Annotated in this window: 15 protein-coding genes; 6 read left to right on the top strand and 9 right to left on the bottom strand. The window is 71.7% G+C overall.

The window, feature by feature from the left end:
- Positions 1–18: 18 nt before the first annotated feature.
- The 8 genes from ACIRRY_RS12715 to ACIRRY_RS12750 all read right to left on the bottom strand — a co-directional run bounded on the left by ACIRRY_RS12715 (position 19) and on the right by ACIRRY_RS12750 (position 8,977).
- Positions 19–1,662: a protein kinase gene (locus tag ACIRRY_RS12715; RefSeq protein WP_403971372.1), complete on the bottom strand. Its 1,644-nt coding sequence runs from the start codon at positions 1,660–1,662 to the stop codon at positions 19–21.
- Between the two features lie 160 nt (positions 1,663–1,822).
- Positions 1,823–2,296, bottom strand: a complete 474-nt coding sequence (locus tag ACIRRY_RS12720; RefSeq protein ID WP_403971374.1) for a DUF4440 domain-containing protein — start codon at positions 2,294–2,296, stop codon at positions 1,823–1,825.
- A 32-nt stretch (positions 2,297–2,328) separates the two neighbouring features.
- A complete protein-coding gene (locus ACIRRY_RS12725) occupies positions 2,329–3,468 on the bottom strand; it encodes a M24 family metallopeptidase (protein ID WP_403971376.1) in 1,140 nt (379 codons plus the stop codon).
- 237 nt (positions 3,469–3,705) lie between these two features.
- Complete coding sequence (locus tag ACIRRY_RS12730) at positions 3,706–4,656, bottom strand: oligopeptide/dipeptide ABC transporter ATP-binding protein (RefSeq protein ID WP_403971378.1); 951 nt, start codon at positions 4,654–4,656, stop codon at positions 3,706–3,708.
- The gene (locus ACIRRY_RS12735; RefSeq protein WP_403971380.1) at positions 4,653–5,438 is read right to left on the bottom strand and encodes an ABC transporter ATP-binding protein; all 786 of its coding nucleotides are present in this window, start codon (positions 5,436–5,438) and stop codon (positions 4,653–4,655) included. Before ACIRRY_RS12735 ends, ACIRRY_RS12730 begins: the two co-directional genes overlap by 4 nt.
- A complete protein-coding gene (locus ACIRRY_RS12740; protein ID WP_403971382.1) occupies positions 5,435–6,325 on the bottom strand; it encodes an ABC transporter permease in 891 nt (296 codons plus the stop codon). The genes ACIRRY_RS12735 and ACIRRY_RS12740 overlap by 4 nt, the downstream gene beginning before the upstream one ends.
- Complete coding sequence (locus ACIRRY_RS12745) at positions 6,322–7,401, bottom strand: ABC transporter permease (RefSeq protein ID WP_403971384.1); 1,080 nt, start codon at positions 7,399–7,401, stop codon at positions 6,322–6,324. The genes ACIRRY_RS12740 and ACIRRY_RS12745 overlap by 4 nt, the downstream gene beginning before the upstream one ends.
- A complete protein-coding gene (locus tag ACIRRY_RS12750) occupies positions 7,391–8,977 on the bottom strand; it encodes an ABC transporter substrate-binding protein (RefSeq protein WP_403971386.1) in 1,587 nt (528 codons plus the stop codon). Before ACIRRY_RS12750 ends, ACIRRY_RS12745 begins: the two co-directional genes overlap by 11 nt.
- 171 nt (positions 8,978–9,148) lie before the next feature.
- Here ACIRRY_RS12750 and ACIRRY_RS12755 point away from each other — a divergent pair, with 171 nt between their 5' ends.
- Complete coding sequence (locus ACIRRY_RS12755) at positions 9,149–9,796, top strand: Lrp/AsnC family transcriptional regulator (protein ID WP_403971388.1); 648 nt, start codon at positions 9,149–9,151, stop codon at positions 9,794–9,796.
- Positions 9,797–9,838: 42 nt separating this feature from the next.
- Here the strand turns inward: ACIRRY_RS12755 and ACIRRY_RS12760 are convergent, their stop codons facing one another.
- Positions 9,839–11,002, bottom strand: coding sequence for an FAD-dependent oxidoreductase (locus ACIRRY_RS12760; RefSeq protein WP_403971390.1), 1,164 nt, complete (start codon positions 11,000–11,002; stop codon positions 9,839–9,841).
- A 198-nt stretch (positions 11,003–11,200) separates the two neighbouring features.
- Between ACIRRY_RS12760 and ligA the strand changes: the two genes are divergently transcribed.
- The 5 genes from ligA to ACIRRY_RS12785 all read left to right on the top strand — a co-directional run bounded on the left by ligA (position 11,201) and on the right by ACIRRY_RS12785 (position 18,510).
- A complete protein-coding gene (gene ligA / locus ACIRRY_RS12765; protein WP_403971392.1) occupies positions 11,201–13,291 on the top strand; it encodes an NAD-dependent DNA ligase LigA in 2,091 nt (696 codons plus the stop codon).
- A 340-nt stretch (positions 13,292–13,631) separates the two neighbouring features.
- A complete protein-coding gene (locus ACIRRY_RS12770) occupies positions 13,632–14,180 on the top strand; it encodes a hypothetical protein (RefSeq protein ID WP_403971394.1) in 549 nt (182 codons plus the stop codon).
- Positions 14,181–14,305: 125 nt separating this feature from the next.
- A complete protein-coding gene (locus tag ACIRRY_RS12775; RefSeq protein WP_403971396.1) occupies positions 14,306–15,166 on the top strand; it encodes a PaaX family transcriptional regulator C-terminal domain-containing protein in 861 nt (286 codons plus the stop codon).
- Between the two features lie 234 nt (positions 15,167–15,400).
- Positions 15,401–16,753 carry an alpha/beta hydrolase gene (locus ACIRRY_RS12780; RefSeq protein WP_403971398.1) on the top strand — a complete coding sequence of 451 codons (1,353 nt, stop codon included), beginning with the start codon at positions 15,401–15,403 and terminating at the stop codon, positions 16,751–16,753.
- Positions 16,754–16,941: 188 nt separating this feature from the next.
- On the top strand, positions 16,942–18,510 hold the full coding sequence (locus ACIRRY_RS12785; RefSeq protein ID WP_403971400.1) for an MFS transporter: 1,569 nt from the start codon (positions 16,942–16,944) through the stop codon (positions 18,508–18,510).
- Positions 18,511–18,546 lie beyond the last annotated feature (36 nt).

Below are 18,546 nucleotides of genomic sequence, written 5' to 3' on the forward strand. Positions count from 1 at the left end.
CCGCGCCGCCGCACTTCCTCAGAACGCGGTATCGGTCTGCCAGACGACCTGGGCGTCGGTCGCGATGACCATGTTGCCGGTCTCCAGCACCTTGAGGGTGGCCCCGTCGGCTCCTTGTGTGTTGCTGGCCCACAGCGACTGGTGCTGGGCGCTGTAGACCACGAGGTTGCCGTCCGCCTGGAGCACGGCCGTGTTGCCCTCGCCCTGGGTCTGGCTCGCCCAGTGGGCCGTGCCGGACGCGTCGTAGAGCACCAGGTTGCCGTCCGGCTGCATGATCAGCTTCGACCGCACGGTCTGCACGAACGTCCCGACCTCGAAGGTGAACGGGGGCTTCACCACCACGGCGTCGGGCAGCTTGCCGTCACCTGTGGCCGAGGGAGAAGGGGACGACGTCGCCGCGCTCTCGGACGGGGCGGCGGACGCGTGGGTGGCGTCGGCGGACGGTGTCGCCCGCGAGGAGGCCGAGTCCTTGCTCTTGCTCTTGCCCTCGTCGTCGAAGGCGTGCGACACGAGCAGCCCGGAGCCCGCGACGACGACCAGCGCGGCCGTGCCGACGCCGGCCCACAGCAGGCGACGGCCGCGCCCGCTCCGGGGGCCTCCGCCGTCCAGTGGCGGAGTCGGCCCGGTTCCCCCCGGATAGGGGCCGTACATGGTGTCCGCCGTGTGACCCGGGTGCGGCGCGAGGAGTGTGGCGGCGTGGGCTTCCCCGACGCCGTGGCCACTCTGGGCGAGGGCCGTCGTCACTTCCTGGGTGCCGGGCGACACACCGCCTCCGCTGTCGGCGACGGTCGCGGCACGCGCCGGGTCAGTCAACGAGCCCACGGCGAGCGCCCGTTGGTAGGCGGGATGGTGGACCAGATCGGCATCGGCCCGGCAGAGTTCGATGATGCGCTGGGGCGTGGGGCGCAGCGCGGGATCGCTCTGCGCACAGGCCGCGATCAGCTCGGCCACGCCGGGGTCGACACCCCGCAGGTCGAGCTCGCCGTGCACCGAACGGTAGGACACGGCGGCGAACGGCCCGTCCCCGTACGGCGGTCGGCCGGTGACGGCGAACGCCAGCGTGGCCCCGAGCGCGAACACGTCCGCTCCCGGACCGGTCTCGCCGGCCGTGATCGTCTCCGGCGCGATGAACCCGGGGCTGCCCATCGCACCGCCGGCCTGCGTCAGGTTGGACGTGCCGGTGGTCCTGGCGATGCCGAAGTCGATCAGCTGGGGGCCGGTGGCGGAGAGGATGACGTTGTGCGGCTTGAGGTCCCGATGCCACACACCCCGGACGTGGATGGCGTCCAGCCCCTCGGCGAGGGCGGCCAGCATGACCCGGGCCAGGTCGGCGGGGAGCGGTCCGTTCGCCACGACCGCCGCGTGCAGCGTGGGCCCCGGCACATACTCGGTGGCCAGCCAGTACGGCGGTGTGTCCAGCTCGGCGTCGATGAGTGAGGCCGTGTACGCGCTGCGGACCGTACCCAGGGTCTCCACCTCGCGGCGGAACCGGCTGAGGGCGTGTTCGTCGTGGCGGAGGTGGTCGTTGATCACCTTGACGGCGGCGGGGCGGCCACCCGGCGACCGCGCGAGGTACACCCGGCCCATCCCGCCCTCCCCGAGTCTGCCGACCAGACGGTAGCGACCTATGTGTGACGGGTCGGAGCCATCGAGCGAAAGCACGGGACATGTCCTCCTTGGGTGGAACCGACACTCACCGGATCCACCGTGAGGTCAACTCGGCTGGGCTCCAACCCCGTTGCCCGACGGGGGTGCACACCAGGCCTCGGACGACACGTCCGGACCGGACCCCGACATAGTAGAGGGAACAGTCCCCCACGCCTCACCTGTCACACGGTTCCGGGGCGCTCTGGATGTCCTCGTGCAGATGCACGACGAGCCAGTGGCCGCCCGAACGGGCACGTCGCAGGACCGCGGTGTTGCGGGCCAACTCCGCCGGGGCCGCACGGAATTCGACCCGCAGCCAGTAGCGGGCCACCGCCAGGTCCCCGAAGACGTCGACGACTTGGCCGTACGCCGTGAGGCCGGTCTCGGCCGGGCCGTCGTCCGGGGTGGGTCGGGCGTCCCGGACCCGGTTCAACTCCGTTCTGCCGCATAGGAGTTCGGGGGTCGCCGAGTCCCAGATGGTGGCCTGGGGATCGAGGAAGGCGTCGATGCGCGCGCGGTCACCCGCGGTGTAGCCCTCGTACATGCCCGTGATCACCGTCCACACCTCGGCCAGGTCGGCGGGCGCGCCACCCGGGCGGGCACCGCCGTCGGCTGCGGGAGGGGCGGAAGGGGGCGGTGGAGCGGGCATGGGGGTTCCTCGGGTGGGGTGTTCGTGCCGGGTCAAGGGAGTACGACCAGGTCCCGGGGCGTGCGGTTGAGACGCTCCCCGCCCTCCTCCGTGCAGATCACGATGTCCTCGATCCGCGCTCCGTACCGGCCGGGCAGATAGATGCCGGGTTCGACGGAGAAGGCCATGCCCGGTGCGAGCGGGAGCGGGTTGCCGGTCACGATGTAGGGCTCCTCGTGGCTCTCCAGGCCGATGCCGTGTCCGGTGCGGTGGATGAAGTGCGTGCCGTGTCCGGCCGCGGTGATGATGTCCCGCCCCACGGCGTCGAGTTGAGCGGCGGTGAGGCCCGGCCGTACGGCGTCGGTCTGGGCGCGTTGGGCGGTCAGCAGGACCTCGTGCAGCCGACGGAACTCCGCGGGCGGCTCGCCCACGGCGTACACGCGGGTGGAGTCGGAGCAGTAGCCGTCCAGGGTCGTGCCGCCGATGTCGACCACCACGGGGTCGCCGGGCCGGATCACGCGGTCGGACAGTTCGTGGTGCGGGCTGGCGCTGTTCGGGCCGGAGCCGACGATGACGAAGTCGACCCGGACGTGCCCCTCGGCGATGATCGCGTCCGCGATGTCCCGGCCGACCTCGCGTTCGGTGCGTCCGGCCCGCAGCCACTCCCCCATGCGGGCGTGCACCCGGTCGATGGCAGCGCCGGCCCGGCGCAGCGCGGCCGCCTCCCGTGCGGTCTTGCGCATCCGCAGCCCGTTCAGCACCTCACCGGCCAACTCCTGTCCGGCGCCCGGGAGTACGGCCCGGAAGGCGAGGACCTTCTCCGCCCACATGCGGTTGTCGACGCCGACCCGGGCGGTGCGGGCGGGCAGCCGGGCCGCGACGAGGGCGTAGGGGTCGTCGGTCTCGTCCCAGCCGGTGATCTCGATGCCCAGGTCACCGGCCGGGGACGCCCGGGCGGCGGGTTCCTCCAGGGCCGGGACGAGGAGGAAGGGGTCGCCTTCGGCGGGCAGCACCAGACAGGTCAGCCGCTCCAACGGCAGGGCGTCGTAGCCGGTCAGGTACCGCAGGTCCGCGCCGGGCGAGATCAGCAGGGCGTCCAGACCGGCTCGGGCGGCGGCCTGCCGGGCACGGTGGAGGCGGTCCGGCGGGTAGAGGTTCGTGTGGTCGTCGTCGGGCGGCGGGGTGGCGGACATCGGCTCTCCGTGAAGTTCGGCGCGAGACTCGGTGCGAAGCTCGGCGTGAGGTTCTGTGCGACGTTCTGCGGGTCAGGTGCTGCCTCGTGCGGAAGTGCGGGGCGCCGCCGACGCGAGGGCTCCGGGCACGTGGGCGGCGCGCGGGGCGCTGTGATCAAGCGCTGCCGGGGTGGAGCGGTGCCGCGTGCGGGCGGCGCGGGGTACGGATCGGCGTGGTGGCGAGCGCCCGGCTCCCGCTCACGCCGCGTACAGACGACACGCGACACCCCCCGCGATCAACTGCGGCTCCTCGCGGTCGCAGCCGTCGAAGGCCTGGGGGCACCGGGGGTGGAAGCGGCAGCCGCTCGGCGGATCGGCGGGATCGGGTACGTCGCCCGGGAGTTCGGCGGGCAGCACGCCCGCGCCGTCGGGTTTCGGTACGGCGGCCAGCAGCGCCCGGGTGTAGGGGTGGCGCGGGTCGGCCCAGACCTCGGCGGTGGGGCCGGTCTCCACGATCCGGCCGAGGTACATCACGGCGATCCGGTCCGCGATCAGCCGTACGACGGACAGGTCATGGCTGATGAACAGCAGACCGGCACCCGACTCGACGGCCAACGACCTCATCAGCGTGGCCACTTGGAGCTGGGCGGAGGCGTCGAGGGCGGAGATCGGTTCGTCGCCGACGAGGAGGCGGGGGCGGGCGGCGAGCGCACGGGCGATGGCGATGCGCTGACGCTGGCCGCCGGAGAACTCCTGCGGATAGCGCTCGGCGGCACTCGCCGGCAGCCCGACCCTGGTCAACAGGTCCTCCGGGGTGGTGCCTTCGGCCGCCTCGCCCCGCCCGGCCGCCGTACGGATGCCGTCCGCGATCTGCGAACCCACCCGGCGACGGGGGTTGAGGGAACCGTACGGGTCCTGGAAGACCATCTGGATACCGGTCAGGGCCAGTTCACGGCGGCGCACCCGCAACGGGCGTACCGGCGTGCCGTCGTAGACGATCCGGCCCTCCGCCGGTGCGGTGAGGCCGCAGACCGCGCGGGCCAGGGTGGACTTGCCGCAGCCCGACTCTCCCACCAGGCCCACGACTTCGCCGGCCCGCACCTGGAGGCTGACCCCGGCGACGGCACGCGTGGGCGGTGCGCCCGGCCGGTGGTACTGGACGACGAGGTCGTCGACCGAGAGGAGGGGGGCCGTCGGGTGGGGGGTCATACGGTGCTCCTTCCGGGGAGCGCGTCCAGGAGTTGGCGGGTGTACTCGTGCCGGGGATCCGTGAGGACCTGGCCGCGTGCTCCCGTCTCCACGACCAGGCCGTGGCGCATCACGCTCACCTCGTCGGCGATCGCGGACATCACGCCCAGATCGTGGGTGACCAGCAGGACGGCGAGGCCGAGGTCGTCGCAGAGGCCGCGCAGCAGACGCAGCACTCCGGCCTGCACGGTGACGTCGAGGGCGGTGGTCGGTTCGTCGGCGATCAGCACCTTCGGTTCGCAGGCGAGCGCGATGGCGATCGCGATGCGCTGGCGCATGCCGCCGGAGAACTGGTGCGGGTAACGGCCCAGCGCCTCACGGGGGTTGGGGATGCGGACCTGCGTCAGCAGCTCGACCGCCTTCCCCTTCGCGGCCTTCCGGTCGAGTTTCAGGTGGTGGCGCAGATGGTCGGTGAGCTGGTGTCCGATGCTGAGCATGGGGTGCAGGCTGGTGGAGGGGTCCTGGAACACCATGCTGACCGATCGGCCGCGCAGCGCGGCCAGTTGACGGGCCGGCAGGGTCAGCAGGTCCGTGCCCTCCAGCTCGATCCGGCCGCCGGTGCGGGCGCCGGGCGGCAGCAGGCCGAGGGTGGCGAGACCGGTCATGGTCTTGCCCGAACCGCTCTCCCCCGCGAGCCCGTGGATACGGCCGGGCCGCAGGGCGAGGTCGACACCGCCGAGGATGCGGGCGCCGCCCAGGTCGAGGGTGAGGCCGCTGATCTCCAGCACGTTGCCGGCGCTCATCCGACACGCTCCTTCTCCGCGCCGATGGTGCGGGCCGTGCCGGGGTCGAGGGCGTCCCGCAGTGTGTCGCCGAGGAAGTTGAAGGCGAGGACGACGGTGAGGATGGCCAGGCCCGGGAAGACCCCGATCCACCACTTGTCGAACTGCTGCGTGCCGTCCGCGACCATCGCGCCCCACTCCGCCGTCGGCGGTTTGGCGCCGAGCCCGAGGAAGGACAGCCCGGACAGCAGCAGGGTCGCGGTGCCGATGTCGAGGGTGGCCAGGACCAGCAGCGGGCCGAGCACGTTGGGCAGGATGTCGACGCGCAGCGACCGCCAGGCGGAGAAGCCCAACAGCCGTCCGCTGAGCACGAATTCACGGTTCCTGAGGCCCATGACCAGACCCCGGGTGACGCGTGCGTACGACGGCCAGGACACGACCAGGACGGCGAGGACCGCGTTCTGGAGGCTGGCGCCGAGCGCGGCGGCGACCACCATCGCCAGGATGACGGTGGGGAAGGCGAACACCAGGTCCGCGATCCGCATCACGGTCTCGTCCACCCAGCGTCCGAAGAACCCGGCACAGGCCCCGAGCACCCCGCCGACCAGCAGCGACATGGCCACCAGCAGCAGGGCGAGCGGGATGGAGACCCGGGCGCCGTACAGGACGCGGCTCAGGACGTCCCGGCCCAGTTCGTCGGTGCCGAACCAGTGGCCGGCGCCGGGGGCGGTGAGCCGGGGCAGGTTCTGCGCGAGGGGGTCGTGCGGGGCGAGCAGCGGGGCGGCGACGACAATGACCAGCCAGAACAGCGCGACCAAGCCGCCGGTCACCGCGAGCGGGCGCCGCCAGGCGGGTGGCAGCCGTCGTAGCAAACCGCGTTTCGTCGGACCCTGGGGACTGCGTTTCACTGCACCCTCACCCTCGGGTCGATCACGCCGTACAGGACGTCCACGGCGAGGTTGACGGTCAGGTACACCAGGCCGACGACCAGGCCGACGCCCATCACGGCGGGCAGGTCGAGGGTGGTCGCGCTGCGGTAGGCGTAGGCACCGAGGCCAGGCCAGGCGAAGATCGACTCGACCAGGACGGTGCCCGAGAGGAGGGCGCCGAAGGCCAGTCCGGCGACGGTGATGACGGGGACGAGGGCCGCGCGGAGGACGTACTGGAAGAGGACGGTGCGGCCGGGGAGGCCCTTGGCGCGGGCCGCGCGGACGTAGTCCTGGTTGAGCACTTCCAGAACGGCGGAGCGGGTGAAGCGGGTGAGGAGGCCGACCGTGTAGGCCGTCAACACCAGTGCGGGGAGGGCGAGATGACCCACCGCGCTCCAGAACACCGGCCACTGTCCGGCGAGTGCCGCGTCGACCGTGTAGAGGCCGGTGACGTGCGGGGGCGCGGTCATGCCGGGGTCGAGCCGGCCGCTGCCCGGGGCCCAGCCGAGGCGGTAGAAGAAGATGTAGAAGGCGAGCAGCGCCAGCCAGAAGGTCGGCACCGAGACCCCCAACAGGCTGACGACACGCAGAAGTTGGTCGGTGAGACGGTCGCGGCGCAGGGCCGCCGCGACGCCGAAGGCCACGCCCACGACCAGGGAGACCACGATCGCGGCACCGGCGAGTTCGAGGGTGGCGGGGACGGCGGTGGACAGGTCGGTGAGGACCGACTGGTGGCTCTGCTGGGACTCGCCGAGGTCGCCGTGGAGGAGGTTGCCGAGGTAGGTGACGTACTGGACCGGCAGGGGCTTGTCGAGGCCGTAGTGGTGGCGGAACTGGGCGACGATCGCCGGGTCTCCGATCGCCCGCTGGCCGAGGTTCGCCGCCGCCGGGTCGCCCGGGACCAGGTTGGTGAGGACGAACGTCACCAGCGTCACGCCGAGGGCGAGCAGGACGGCGGTGGCGGTACGGCGGAGCAGGAAACGGGCGAGCGGACGGCGGGCGAGGGGACGGCGCGAGAAGAGCCGAACACCGCCCCCCTTCCGCTTACTTGGCACCGAGCGCGGCGACATCGATCGTCCACACGGGGTTGTAGGCGACGCCGGTCACGGACGCGGCGGAGACGGTGTTGCGGCTGGGCTGCATCAGCGGGACGAAGGGGCCGGAGGCGTTCATGCGGGTCTGGATCTGCTCGTACAGCGTCTTGCGGGTGTCGTCGCCGATCGTCGTCGCCGCCTTGTCGCCGAGTGCGGTGAGGGTGGGGTCGGCGCCGGCCTTCCAGCCCGCGCGCAGGCCGACGAGGTCACCGGGCAGGAAGGTCAGGTAGTCGCTGGGGTCCGGGTAGTCCGGTCCCCAGTACCAGAGGCCCAACTGCTCTTTGCCGTTGCGGTAGTTGTCGAGTTCGGTGGTGGTCGGCGCGGGGGCGAGCGTGACGGTGATGCCGACCTCCTTCAGCTGGGCCTGGACGCGTTCGGCGAGAGTCTGGAGGGACAGTCCGTCGACGGTGAGGTCGCTGGCGTAGCCGAGGGTCACGGAGGGCTTGGCGATACCGCTCGCCTTCAGCGCCGCCTTCGCCCCGGCGAGGTCGCGGGCGGTGGCCTCGGAGGCGGGCAGCGCGCCGAGGAAGGTCGAGGGGATGATCCCGGCGGGCTGGACGGAGCCGGTGCCGGCGAGCGAGAGCAGGCTCTTGTAGTCGATGCCCTTGCGGACGGCCTCGGCGAACTTCGCGTTGGACGTCGTACCGCTGACCTTGGTGTTCTGGTTGAGCAGCAGGAAGATCACGTCCGAGGACGCGCCGCTGTCCACCGTGAGTCCGCCGCCGAGGCCGCTGACCTGGTCGGAGGTGAGGTCGAGGGCGATCTGGCTGTCGCCGCGCTGGACGTTCAGCTTCTGGGTGGGGGCCTGGACGTTGCGCAGGACGATCTTGTCGTAGGTCGGCTTGTCGGAGCCGGTGTACTTGGGGTTCTTGGTGAGGACGACCTGGGTGTTCGTGTTGAACGAGGTGAGGGTGTACGGGCCGGAACCGGCCGAGGTGGTGTTGAGGTACTTCTCCGCCGCGTCCGTCGCGGTCGCCGAGCCGCCGTGCGCCTGGACCGTCTTCGCGCTGAGGATGCCGAGCGCGGGGTTGGGGAGGATGAAGGGCAGCGCCGGGTTGGCCTTCTTGGAGACCAGGGTGACGGTGGAGGCGTCGGTCTTGGTGACCGTGACGCCGTCGAGGAGGAACGACGGGTTGCCCTTGAGCGCGATCACCCGGTTCAGCGAGAAGACGACGTCGTCGGCGGTGACCGCGCTGCCGTCCGCGAACCTCGCGCCCGTACGCAGGTGCAGGGTGAGTGTCCTGCCGTCCGCCGACTGCTCGTAGGAGGAGGCCAGGCCCGGCACCGGCTTGGTGACGTCGGAGCCCTTGAAGGACAGCAGCGTCTCGTACAGCGCCTTGTCCACGATCTGCCCGGTCGGCTCGAACTCACGGCCCGGGTCGGCGGTCTTCAGGTTGAACGACGTGTCGACGACCAGGGTCTTGCCGGCCGCCGAGCCGGTGGCACCCGTACCGCCGGAGCAGGCGCTCAGGGCGAGCGCCGCGACCGCGACGAGCGGGAGTGCCACCGGGTACGACCCGGCACTGAATCTGGGCATGCGTGCCTCCGTGGGCAAGACAGAGCGGGGCGGAGCGGAAGAAGGCCGTGCGGGAACGGGCGGACACCGGGAGGGAGCCTGGACGATTCGCCGTTAGGGTTGGCTGAAAGTAACCAGGACTCTCGGCGGACGGGACCAGCACGAGACGAAATGCAACGGAGAGGCGCGAACATGGAAGATCTGTCGACCCCGGAGAGCCCGGGCGAGCGCCGCTCTGGACGGATCGGCATCGGTCTTGCCCTGGATTCGGTGCATTTCAAGATCCTCGACGTGCTGCGCACCCAGGGCCGTATTTCCGTCGCGGCGCTCGCGGAACGTGTCGGCGTCTCCCGCGCGAACGCCTACACCCGCCTCGAAGCGCTCCGCGCCGACGGCGTGATCAACGGCTTCAGCGCCCGCGTCGATCACAACCGGGTCGGCCTGGAGATCTGCGCCCTGATCTTCGTCACGGTCCGCCAGGAGCTGTGGAACCAGTTCCGTACGGCGCTGGCCCAGATGCCGGAGGTGGAGTACTGCGCCGTCACCACCGGTCAGCACGACGCCATGATCCAGATCCGGGTGGCCGACGTCACCGCCGTGCACCGCCTGGTCACCGACCGGCTGTCCACGATTCCGGCGGTCCGCGCGACCGAGACCGTGATCATCCTCGACGAGGTGCTCCGCCGGCCCTACGTCCTGCCGTCGGCGCCCCGCTCCGCCGAATCCGCGGTCGGCGGTCCCCAAGACGCCTCCGGGACAAGCCAGTTCGGCATGACCCGCTTCATCCGCGCCGCCGAGGGACGGGCCGACCTGCAACGCACGTCCGAGCCGGAGGACTGAGGGGCGGGAGCGGTTTCCCTTCGGGGGTGCGGGTGGGGGCGGTCAATGGTGGGCGGCCATGTGGGCGAGGGACTGTGCGGCGCTGTCGGGGGCGAAGGCACTGGCGATGCCTTCGGCGGCGCCCTGTGCGGCTTCGACGGAGCGGGGCAGCAGGATCTTCTCGTAGGCGGTGATCGCCTCGTCGATGCCGTGGCGGTCGCGGTCGTGGCGGTCACTGCCGTGGTGGTCGATGAGGGCCTGCGCCAGGTCGGCGCCGTCGCGCATGGCGAGGTTGGCGCCCATACCGGAGAAGGGGGACATCAGGTGGGCGGCGTCGCCGAGCAGAGTGACGCCGGGGGTGTGCTCCCAGGTGTGGGGAACCGGAAGGGCGTACAGGGGTCGGTTGACGTACCCGGTGTCCGTGTCGGTGATGTATCCGCGCAGCGTTTCGCCCCAGTCGGCGAAGCGCTCCAGGAGGGCGGTGCGGACGGCGGCGGTGTCGGCCGGGTCGAGGGCGGCCCGCCCGTACCAGTCCTCGGGGACGCGCATCCCGACGTAGACCCGGATGTGGCCGCCGCTGTTGCGCTGGGCGACGAAGCCGTGGTTGTCGTCGAGGGCCATCATCGTGCCGTCGCCGGTCAGTCCGGCGAGTTCCGGATGACGGGTGTCGGCGTCGTCCAGACCGGTCTCGACGAAGGTGACACCGGTGTAGCCGGGGACGGCGTCGGACAGCAGTCGGCGTACGCGTGACCAGGCGCCGTCGGCGCCGATGACCAGGTCGGCCTCGGTCGTGCCGCCGTGGGTGAAGTGGAGGCGGTGCCGACCGTCGCCGAGGGGTTCGGCCCGCTCCAGTTTGTGGCCCCAACGGACCGGCGCGGCAAGGGAGTCGAGCAGGATCGTGCGCAACTGGCCGCGGTCGATCTCGGGGTTGCCCTCGCCGTCCTGCGGCGGGGCACTGTCGAAGACGACGCGGCCGGCACGGTCGACCAGCCGCATCTGTTCGCCCTCGGGGCGGGCCAGTGCGGCGAACTCGTCCCACAGTTCGGCGGCGCGCAGCGCGTACTGGCCGGTGTCGGGGTGCATGTCGAGGGTGCCGCCCTGGTCGCGGGCGGTCGCGGAGTCGTCCGCGTCGTAGACGGTGACGTCGATGCCGTGGCGCCGGAGGACACGGGCGCAGGTGAGGCCGCCCGGGCCGGCGCCGATCACGGCGATACGGGTGCTGGTCATGGTGACTCTCCTCGGCTGTGACGTGGATCGACTACCGGCCTCCAGAAAAGCAGACTCAATACAAAAGTGCAACGACACACCTTTGAGGGTCGGACAATAAACGGGGCGATACAAGTACAGCGATCCCCACACCGCGAGGCGTGGCCGCGCCGCGTTCGGCCCGGGGCATTGTCAGTGGTGGCAGGCAGGATGAGAGTCATGACAACTCCTGCAGCTGTGATCGTGGATGCCGCCGCCTACGCGCAGGCGGTCGAGGACGCGGTGAAGGCGTCGGCCGCCTACTACACCGGTGGCACGTCCGTGCTGGACGACGACTCCTACGACCGGCTGGTGCGCGGCATCGCAGCGTGGGAGGCCGACCATCCCGACCAGGTGCAGTCCGACTCCCCGACCGGGAAGGTGGCCGGCGGCGCGGTCGAGGGCGATGTCCCGCACACGATGGCGATGCTGAGCCTGGACAACGTGTTCTCGCCGGAGGAGTTCACCACCTGGACCGCCTCGCTGGCCCGAAGAATCGACCACGAGGTGACGCGGTTCAGCGTGGAGCCGAAGCTGGACGGCCTGGCGATCGCGGCCCGCTACACCCGCGGCCGGCTCACCCGGCTCATCACCCGCGGCGACGGCACGGCCGGCGAGGACGTCAGCCACGCGATCGGCACCATCGAGGGCCTCCCGCAGGAGCTGTCCGAGCCGGTCACCGTCGAGGTGCGCGGCGAAGTCCTCATGACCACCGCCCAGTTCGAGCACGGCAACGAGGTCCGCACCGCGCACGGCGGGCAGCCGTTCGCCAACCCGCGCGGCGCCTCGGCGGGCACCCTGCGCGCCAAGGAGCGCGCCTACACGGTGCCGATGACGTTCTTCGGCTACGGCCTGATCCCCGTCGCCGACACCGAGCCCGGGCTCGCGGCACGCCTCGCCGAGCTGGCGCACAGCGAGCTCATGACCGAAGCCGCCGTCTACGGGGTCAACACCACCGCGACCACCGCCGTGCCCGGCATCACCGCCGACACGGTCGAGGAGGTGCTGGCCCGGGTGCAGGAGATCGCCGCGCTCCGGGCCCAACTGCCGTTCGGGATCGACGGGATCGTCATCAAGGCCGACCTCGCCGCCGACCAACAGGCCGCCGGGTCGGGCTCGCGGGCCCCGCGCTGGGCGATCGCCTACAAGCTGCCCGCCGTGGAGAAGATCACCCGGCTCCTTGAGGTGGAGTGGAACGTGGGCCGCACCGGCATCATCGCCCCGCGCGCCGTCCTGGAGCCGGTCGAGATCGACGGCGCCACCATCACCTACGCCACCCTCCACAACCCGGGCGACATCACCCGCCGTGATCTGCGCCTGGGCGACCACGTCATGGTGCACCGGGCCGGTGACGTGATCCCCCGCATCGAAGCCCCGGTCGCGCATCTGCGCACGGGTGACGAACTGCCCATCGTGTTCCCCGAGGTGTGCCCGCGCTGCGGCTCCGGCATCGACACCAGCGAGCTGCGCTGGCGCTGCGAACAGGGCCGCAACTGCCACCTGGTCGCCGCCCTGTCCTACGCCACGGGCCGCGACCAGCTCGACATCGAGGGGCTGGGCCACACCCGCGTCGTCCAGCTCGTCGACGCCGGGCTGGTCGCCGATCTCGCCGACCTGTTCACCCTCACCCGCGAGCAGCTCCTGGGCCTGGAGCGGATGGGCGAGACCAGCACCGACAACCTCCTCACCGCGATCGTCACGGCCAAGGGCCGGCCACTGTCACGGGTGTTGTGCGCGCTCGGGGTGCGCGGCACCGGTCGCTCCATGTCCCGCCGTATCGCCCGGTACTTCGCGACGATGGACACCATCCGGGCCGCCGACGCGGAGGCGATGCAGCGGGTCGAGGGCATCGGCACCGAGAAGGCCCCCTCGATCGTCGCCGAACTGGCCGAACTCGCCCCGCTCATCGACAAATTGGCCGCCGCCGGGGTCAACATGACCGAGCCCGGCGCGACCCCGCCCGCGCCCACGACGGATGACCCCGCCGAAGACGGTACGGAAGCCGCCGCTACGGCCGACGGGCCGCTGGCCGGGATGACGGTGGTCGTCACCGGCGCGATGACCGGCCCCCTGGAGAAGCTCAGCCGCAACCAGATGAACGAACTCGTCGAGCGGGCCGGCGGCCGTTCCTCCTCCAGCGTGTCCAAGAAGACCACCCTGGTCGTGGCCGGGGAAAACGCGGGATCGAAGCGGGCCAAGGCGGAGACCCTCGGTATCCGCCTCGCCACCCCGGACGAGTTCGCGACGCTGATCGCCGACTACCTCGACTGAGGCCTTCCGGCCGAGGTGTTCCGCAGGTCACAGTCACCGGCGGGACCCCCGCGGGAACAACTGGGCCGGGTCGCCCGTTCATGTGTATGTGGCTGCGGAGGGGACAGTGTCCCCGGGCCTCACCTATAGCCCATGGGGACGATCGTCCGGCTGAAGCCCCATGGAGCCTTTCGCCGAGAGGCGACCGCCCTCCGCATGCCACCAGGTACGGCCCCGGCTGGTCTCCCCCGTCCAGCCGGGGCCTTTTTCGCTCTCCGGGACGTCACTCTCGGAGGCGGTCTCCCGCACTCCGCCGCGAGGGCAGAATGGACGCCACACAGCCGCTGCGGATGGGGAGTTCATGGACACGCGTACGTTCGACGCGCTGACGGAGTCGATGAAGAGCGCGTACGTCGCGGGTCTCAGCGAAGGCGCCGTGCCCCGCCCGGTCATCATGCCGCTGGTGCGCGGCGAGCTGGTCGGTCTGATCTGGCTGCGCCCGGTCACCTCCGGCGAGGACGCGCTCACGGCGATCGCGTCGCTGTCGAACATCGCCGCGGCGGCGAACGCCGACGAGATCGTGCTCGCCTGGGAGACCCAGGACGTCGCCACCACCTGCGAACTGCCCGCCGACGGCCCGTCCCCCTGCCTGAACATGGTGCACGCCACGAAGGACGGCCACACGCTCCACCAGTTCCCCTACGGCGTCGACCCGGCGTCCGCCGCACCGCGCTGGCAGCCCGCCTCGGCTCCCCAGCCCGACGGCAAGCTGGTGCCGCCCGTCCAGGCCGCGGTCGACTACGCCTTCACTCCCCTGGAGCTGGACCATCCGTCCCCGTTCGGCGTCACGGTCGTCCTGATGGAAGAGGACGGCTACAACCTGCGCCTGACCGAGGCGTTCGCCTTCTGAGCCGCGACGCCGTGCTGCCGCGACGCCCACTCGATCCCAACCCTTGACCGATATCCGATCGCCGTTACAGACTTGACACAGTTAGCGGTGCGGCGGCCCCGCACACCCACCCCCGGGCCTAGGCTGTGCCGGTGACCAGTGTCGACGTCGCCGCAGGACCCGCCGCCGAGAGCGGCCCCGAGCCGCGCACCCAGTCCCTGATGCTGACCTTCTTCGGCGCTCATGTGCTGGGGCGGCCCGTCGCCGTGTCGTCGGGCAGTGTGATCGCCGCTCTCGGGAGGGTGGGCAGCACCGAGGAAGCGGTGCGAACGACCCTGAACCGCATGGTCAAACGCGATCTGCTGGAGCGCCGCCGCCAGGGCCGGAAGACGTACTTCGCGCTGACACCGCACGCCGTCCAGGTGCTGACGGACGGCAGGAACCGTATCTGGCAGACCGGCGCGGTCAACCGCGACTGGGACGGCCGCTGGACGATGGTGGGCTTCTCGCTGCCGGAGGCCTGGAGCCGTGAACGGCACGATCTGCGCTCCCGCCTGATCTGGGCGGGCTTCGGCCCGCTGCAGAACGGCCTGTGGGTGGCCCCGGCGCCCGTCGACGTCCGCGAGATGGTGGCTGGGCTCGGCCTGGAACCGTATCTGCGGGTGTTCCGCGCGGAGGTGGAGTCGCCGACCGACGTCCGCGAGGTCCTTGAGCAGGCCTTCGACGTGCCGGCCATCGGCGCGCGGTACCGGGCTTTCCTGGACCGCTGGGACCGCACCGACCCCCTCCCCGCGGCCGCCTCCGGCGACGACCTCGCGGGTCAACTCCTGCTGCACACCGACTGGTTGGACCTCGTACGACGGGACCCGCATCTGCCCGCCGAGCACCTTCCCGGGGACTGGCCCGCCGCGCAGGCGGAGACCGTCTTCCGCGGTCTGGCCAGCCGCTGGGAGCGCCCGGCGGCACGCGCGGCCATACGACTGCTGGACACCCTGACGCTGGACTGATCCGCGCGCACGGGCCCCCGAGTCCACACCCGGGCCCCTTCCGGCCCACCTCCCTGTCCGCGCCCTGCCCTCGTGCGTCCACCCGCGGATTCCCCTGCCTCATTATTGGTCACTCTCTTGACGGCCATGAAAAAAGAGCCCTACATTCGCACCGCTCTTCCAACTCGCACGCACAGCTCGTACGCCCAGCACGCTCCCCCACTCGGTCCCCCCTCGACCCGCGGAGCCGCCGCCATGCCCCGACCCCGTCTCTCGACCCTCGCCGCCGTCTGCGCGACCGCCCTCGCCACCGCCCTGCTCGGTCCGGCGACCGGTGCCCAGGCCACCACCGCCGGCCACTACTCCGGCACGCTGACCGACGGCGCCACCTGGATCGCGGACACGCCCGAGCGGTGGAACGGCACCCTGCTGCTGTTCAGCCACGGCTTCGGACCGACCACCGCCGCCGACGCCCCCTCACCCGCCGCGAGCAAGGCTCTGCTGGACGCCGGTTACGCCCTCGCCGGTTCCTCCTACGACCCCAACGGCTCGATGTGGGCGCTCGATTCGGCCGAGCGGGACCAGTTCGCCGCGCTCGCCGCCGTCCGCCGACAGATCGGCACACCGACCCGGGTCATCTCGGTCGGTCAGTCGATGGGCGGGCTCGTCAACGCGCGGATCGCCCGTGACGGCGCGGGCCGTGTCGACGGTGCGCTCGGCCTGTGCGGCCTGGTCGCGGGCGGTGTCGATCTGGACAACTACCAGTTGGACGCGGAGTACACGCTGGCCACGTTCTTCGACCCCGCCGACGCCGACGCCCTGGTGAACCTCGACAGCCAGGCCGACGGCGCCGCCCTCGCCGGTCGGCTCACCCAGGCCGTGCAGACGGCGCAGCAGACCCCGGCGGGCCGCGCCCGGATCGCCCTGGCCGCCGCCTACCTCAATCTGGCCGACTGGGCTCCCGGCCAACTGCCGCCCGCGCGCGGCGACTTCGCGGGCCAGGAGCAGCAGCAGTACGCCTGGCTGGCTCAGGGGCTGCTCAGCTTCATCATCCCGGCGCGCTGGTCGGTGGAGCAGTCCGCCGGCGGCAACACGTCCTGGAACAAGGGCGTCGACTACGCCGGGCTGCTGCGCGGATCCGCCCACGTCAAGCAGGTCGAGGCCCTCTACCGCGACGCGGGGCTCGATCTGCGCACCGACCTGAACCGGCTCACCCACGGGGCGGACATCACGGCCGACCCGGCCGCGGTGGCCCGGCTGAAGCGGACCTCGACCGCCGGTCAGGGGCTGGCCGTGCCGCTGCTGGACCTCCACACCACCGCCGACCAACTGGTGCCCGTGGAACAGGAGTCGGCCTTCGCCGGGCGGGTGCGCGCGGCCGGTGACTCCGCACTGCTGCGACAGGCCTACGTGGCCCGCCAGAGCCACTGCAACTTCACCACCGCCGAAGTGGTCGCAGGTCTGCGCGCCGTGGAACACCGGCTGGACACCGGGCACTGGGGCGACTCCGCCACCGCCGCCCAACTCCAGCGCGGCGCGGATGAGTTGGGCCTCGACGGTGCCGCGTTCACCGACTACCGCCCGAGCCGCCTGACCGGCACCCGCTGATCCCGAAGCGTTCTCTCCCGCCCACCTTCCCGCTCCCGCCCCCGGCCCCTTCCCCGCATTTCCGCCGCCCCTCTCCCCTCCCCGTCCTCTCCCCGTCCCCTCTCCGCTTTCCGCCGGCTCTTCCCCTCCCCGGTTTCCGCTGTCCCTCCCCGTCCCCCGCTCGCGCGCCCCAGGAGCTCCCCGTGTCAATGACGACCGAACCCTCCACCAGAACCACCGCCACCGGCCCCGGTCTGACCACCGGCACCCTGGTCGCCGGTCTCCTCGCCGTCTGTCTGGCCCAGATCGGCCTGGCGATACCGGCCACGCTCAACGGGCTGTTCCAGTCCGACCTGCACCCGGTGGGCTCCCAACTCACCTGGATCTCCGACGCGTTCCTGCTGCCGGTCGCCGTGCTGGAGCTGACCTTCGGTCTGCTCGGCGACCTGTTCGGCCGCAAGCGGCTGCTGGTCGGCGGCGCCGCGCTGCTGGTGGTGGGCGAGCTGGTCAGCGCCACCTCCTCCGGTGTCCACCAGCTCTGGGCCGGGCAGGCGCTGGCGGGTCTCGGCGCCGCCGCGCTGTTCCCGACCTCGCTGACCGTCCTGGCGGCCGGTACCACCTCGCCCGCACAGCGCGCCCGGGTCATCGCGTTGTGGGCGGCGCTGCTCTCCGCAGGCGGGTTCCTCGCTCCGCTGCTCGGCGGCGTGACCGCCACCTACGGCTCGTGGCGCTGGTCCTTCGTCGTGGTCGCCGCCGTCGCCGCGGCGAGCGTCGCCGTCAGCGCCCTGTTCGTGGTCAACTCCAGCGCCCCCGAAGGCCGTTCACTCGACATAGCGGGCCAACTCACCATCGGCCTGGGCCTGTTCGCTCTCCTCTACGCCATCATCCAGGGCCCGACGGACGGTTGGGCCTCGCCCTCGATCGTCGTCGCCTTCGTCCTGGCGGCCGTGTTCCTCGCCGCCTTCGTGCTGGCCGAGAAGCGCGCCAAGTCCCCGCTCCTGCGCCTGGATCTGTTCGGCAACCGGGCCTTCGCGGTGGCCTCGGTCGTGGCCGTGGTGGGCATGTTCGCCTTCCTGGGCACCGCCTACTCCGTCAGCATCCGGCTCGGCCCGGTGCAGGACCAGGCCCCGATGCGGACGGGCCTGGCCTTCGTCCTCCTCAACGGCATGACGCTGCTGATGCTGCCGCTGACGGAACGGCTGCTGCGCACGGTCGCACCGGGGCTGCTGCTGGGCTCCGGGCTGCTGTTGATCGCGGCGGGCGACTACTGGTCGGCCACGCTGCCGATCACAGACACCGCGTTCACCTCGCTGATCCTGCCGCTCGGGCTGGTCGGCCTGGGCTTCGCGATCACCGTCTCGTCGATCACCGCGACGGCCGTCAACACCGTGCCGACGCATCTGGCCGGGATGGCGAGCGCCACCACCAACCTGCTCCGGGACTTCGGCTTCACCCTCGGCCCGGCCGTCATCGGCGCCGTCGCCCTCAGCCGCGCGGCGAGCAGTTTCTCCGCCTCCCTGCACGACTCCGCCCTGCCGCCCGCGCTGAAGGGCGCGGGCACAGCCGTGCTGGAAGAAGGCGGGCCGCTCGCGGTGAACGGTGCCTCGGCGGCCTCGCCCAAGCTGGCCGATCTGCATCCGCTCGCGCTGGACGCCCTCGGACACGGTTACTCGATCGGCTTCGTCGTCTGCGGTACGGCGGCGCTGTGCTCCGCGTTGCTGGCTCTCGTCACGCTCCGGGGGCGAAGCCCTGCGCAGGACGTTGCCGTGGAGCAGTGAGCACGGAGGTACCTCAAGGAGAAGCAGGAGGTACCT

It is taken from the genome of Streptomyces sp. NPDC101776 (assembly GCF_044766845.1).
Classification (GTDB): domain Bacteria; phylum Actinomycetota; class Actinomycetes; order Streptomycetales; family Streptomycetaceae; genus Streptomyces.

Excerpts from the sequence above, each read along its gene's own strand:
- ACIRRY_RS12720 (WP_403971374.1), bottom strand. The coding sequence starts at position 2,296 with ATGCCCGCTCCACCGCCCCCTTCCGCCCCTCCCGCAGCCGACGGCGGT.
- ACIRRY_RS12725 (WP_403971376.1), bottom strand. The coding sequence starts at position 3,468 with ATGTCCGCCACCCCGCCGCCCGACGACGACCACACGAACCTCTACCCG.
- ACIRRY_RS12730 (WP_403971378.1), bottom strand. The coding sequence starts at position 4,656 with ATGACCCCCCACCCGACGGCCCCCCTCCTCTCGGTCGACGACCTCGTC.
- ACIRRY_RS12735 (WP_403971380.1), bottom strand. The coding sequence starts at position 5,438 with ATGAGCGCCGGCAACGTGCTGGAGATCAGCGGCCTCACCCTCGACCTG.
- ACIRRY_RS12750 (WP_403971386.1), bottom strand. The coding sequence starts at position 8,977 with ATGCCCAGATTCAGTGCCGGGTCGTACCCGGTGGCACTCCCGCTCGTC.
- ACIRRY_RS12755 (WP_403971388.1), top strand. The coding sequence starts at position 9,149 with ATGGAAGATCTGTCGACCCCGGAGAGCCCGGGCGAGCGCCGCTCTGGA.
- ACIRRY_RS12760 (WP_403971390.1), bottom strand. The coding sequence starts at position 11,002 with ATGACCAGCACCCGTATCGCCGTGATCGGCGCCGGCCCGGGCGGCCTC.
- ligA (WP_403971392.1), top strand. The coding sequence starts at position 11,201 with ATGACAACTCCTGCAGCTGTGATCGTGGATGCCGCCGCCTACGCGCAG.
- ACIRRY_RS12770 (WP_403971394.1), top strand. The coding sequence starts at position 13,632 with ATGGACACGCGTACGTTCGACGCGCTGACGGAGTCGATGAAGAGCGCG.
- ACIRRY_RS12780 (WP_403971398.1), top strand. The coding sequence starts at position 15,401 with ATGCCCCGACCCCGTCTCTCGACCCTCGCCGCCGTCTGCGCGACCGCC.
- ACIRRY_RS12785 (WP_403971400.1), top strand. The coding sequence starts at position 16,942 with ATGACGACCGAACCCTCCACCAGAACCACCGCCACCGGCCCCGGTCTG.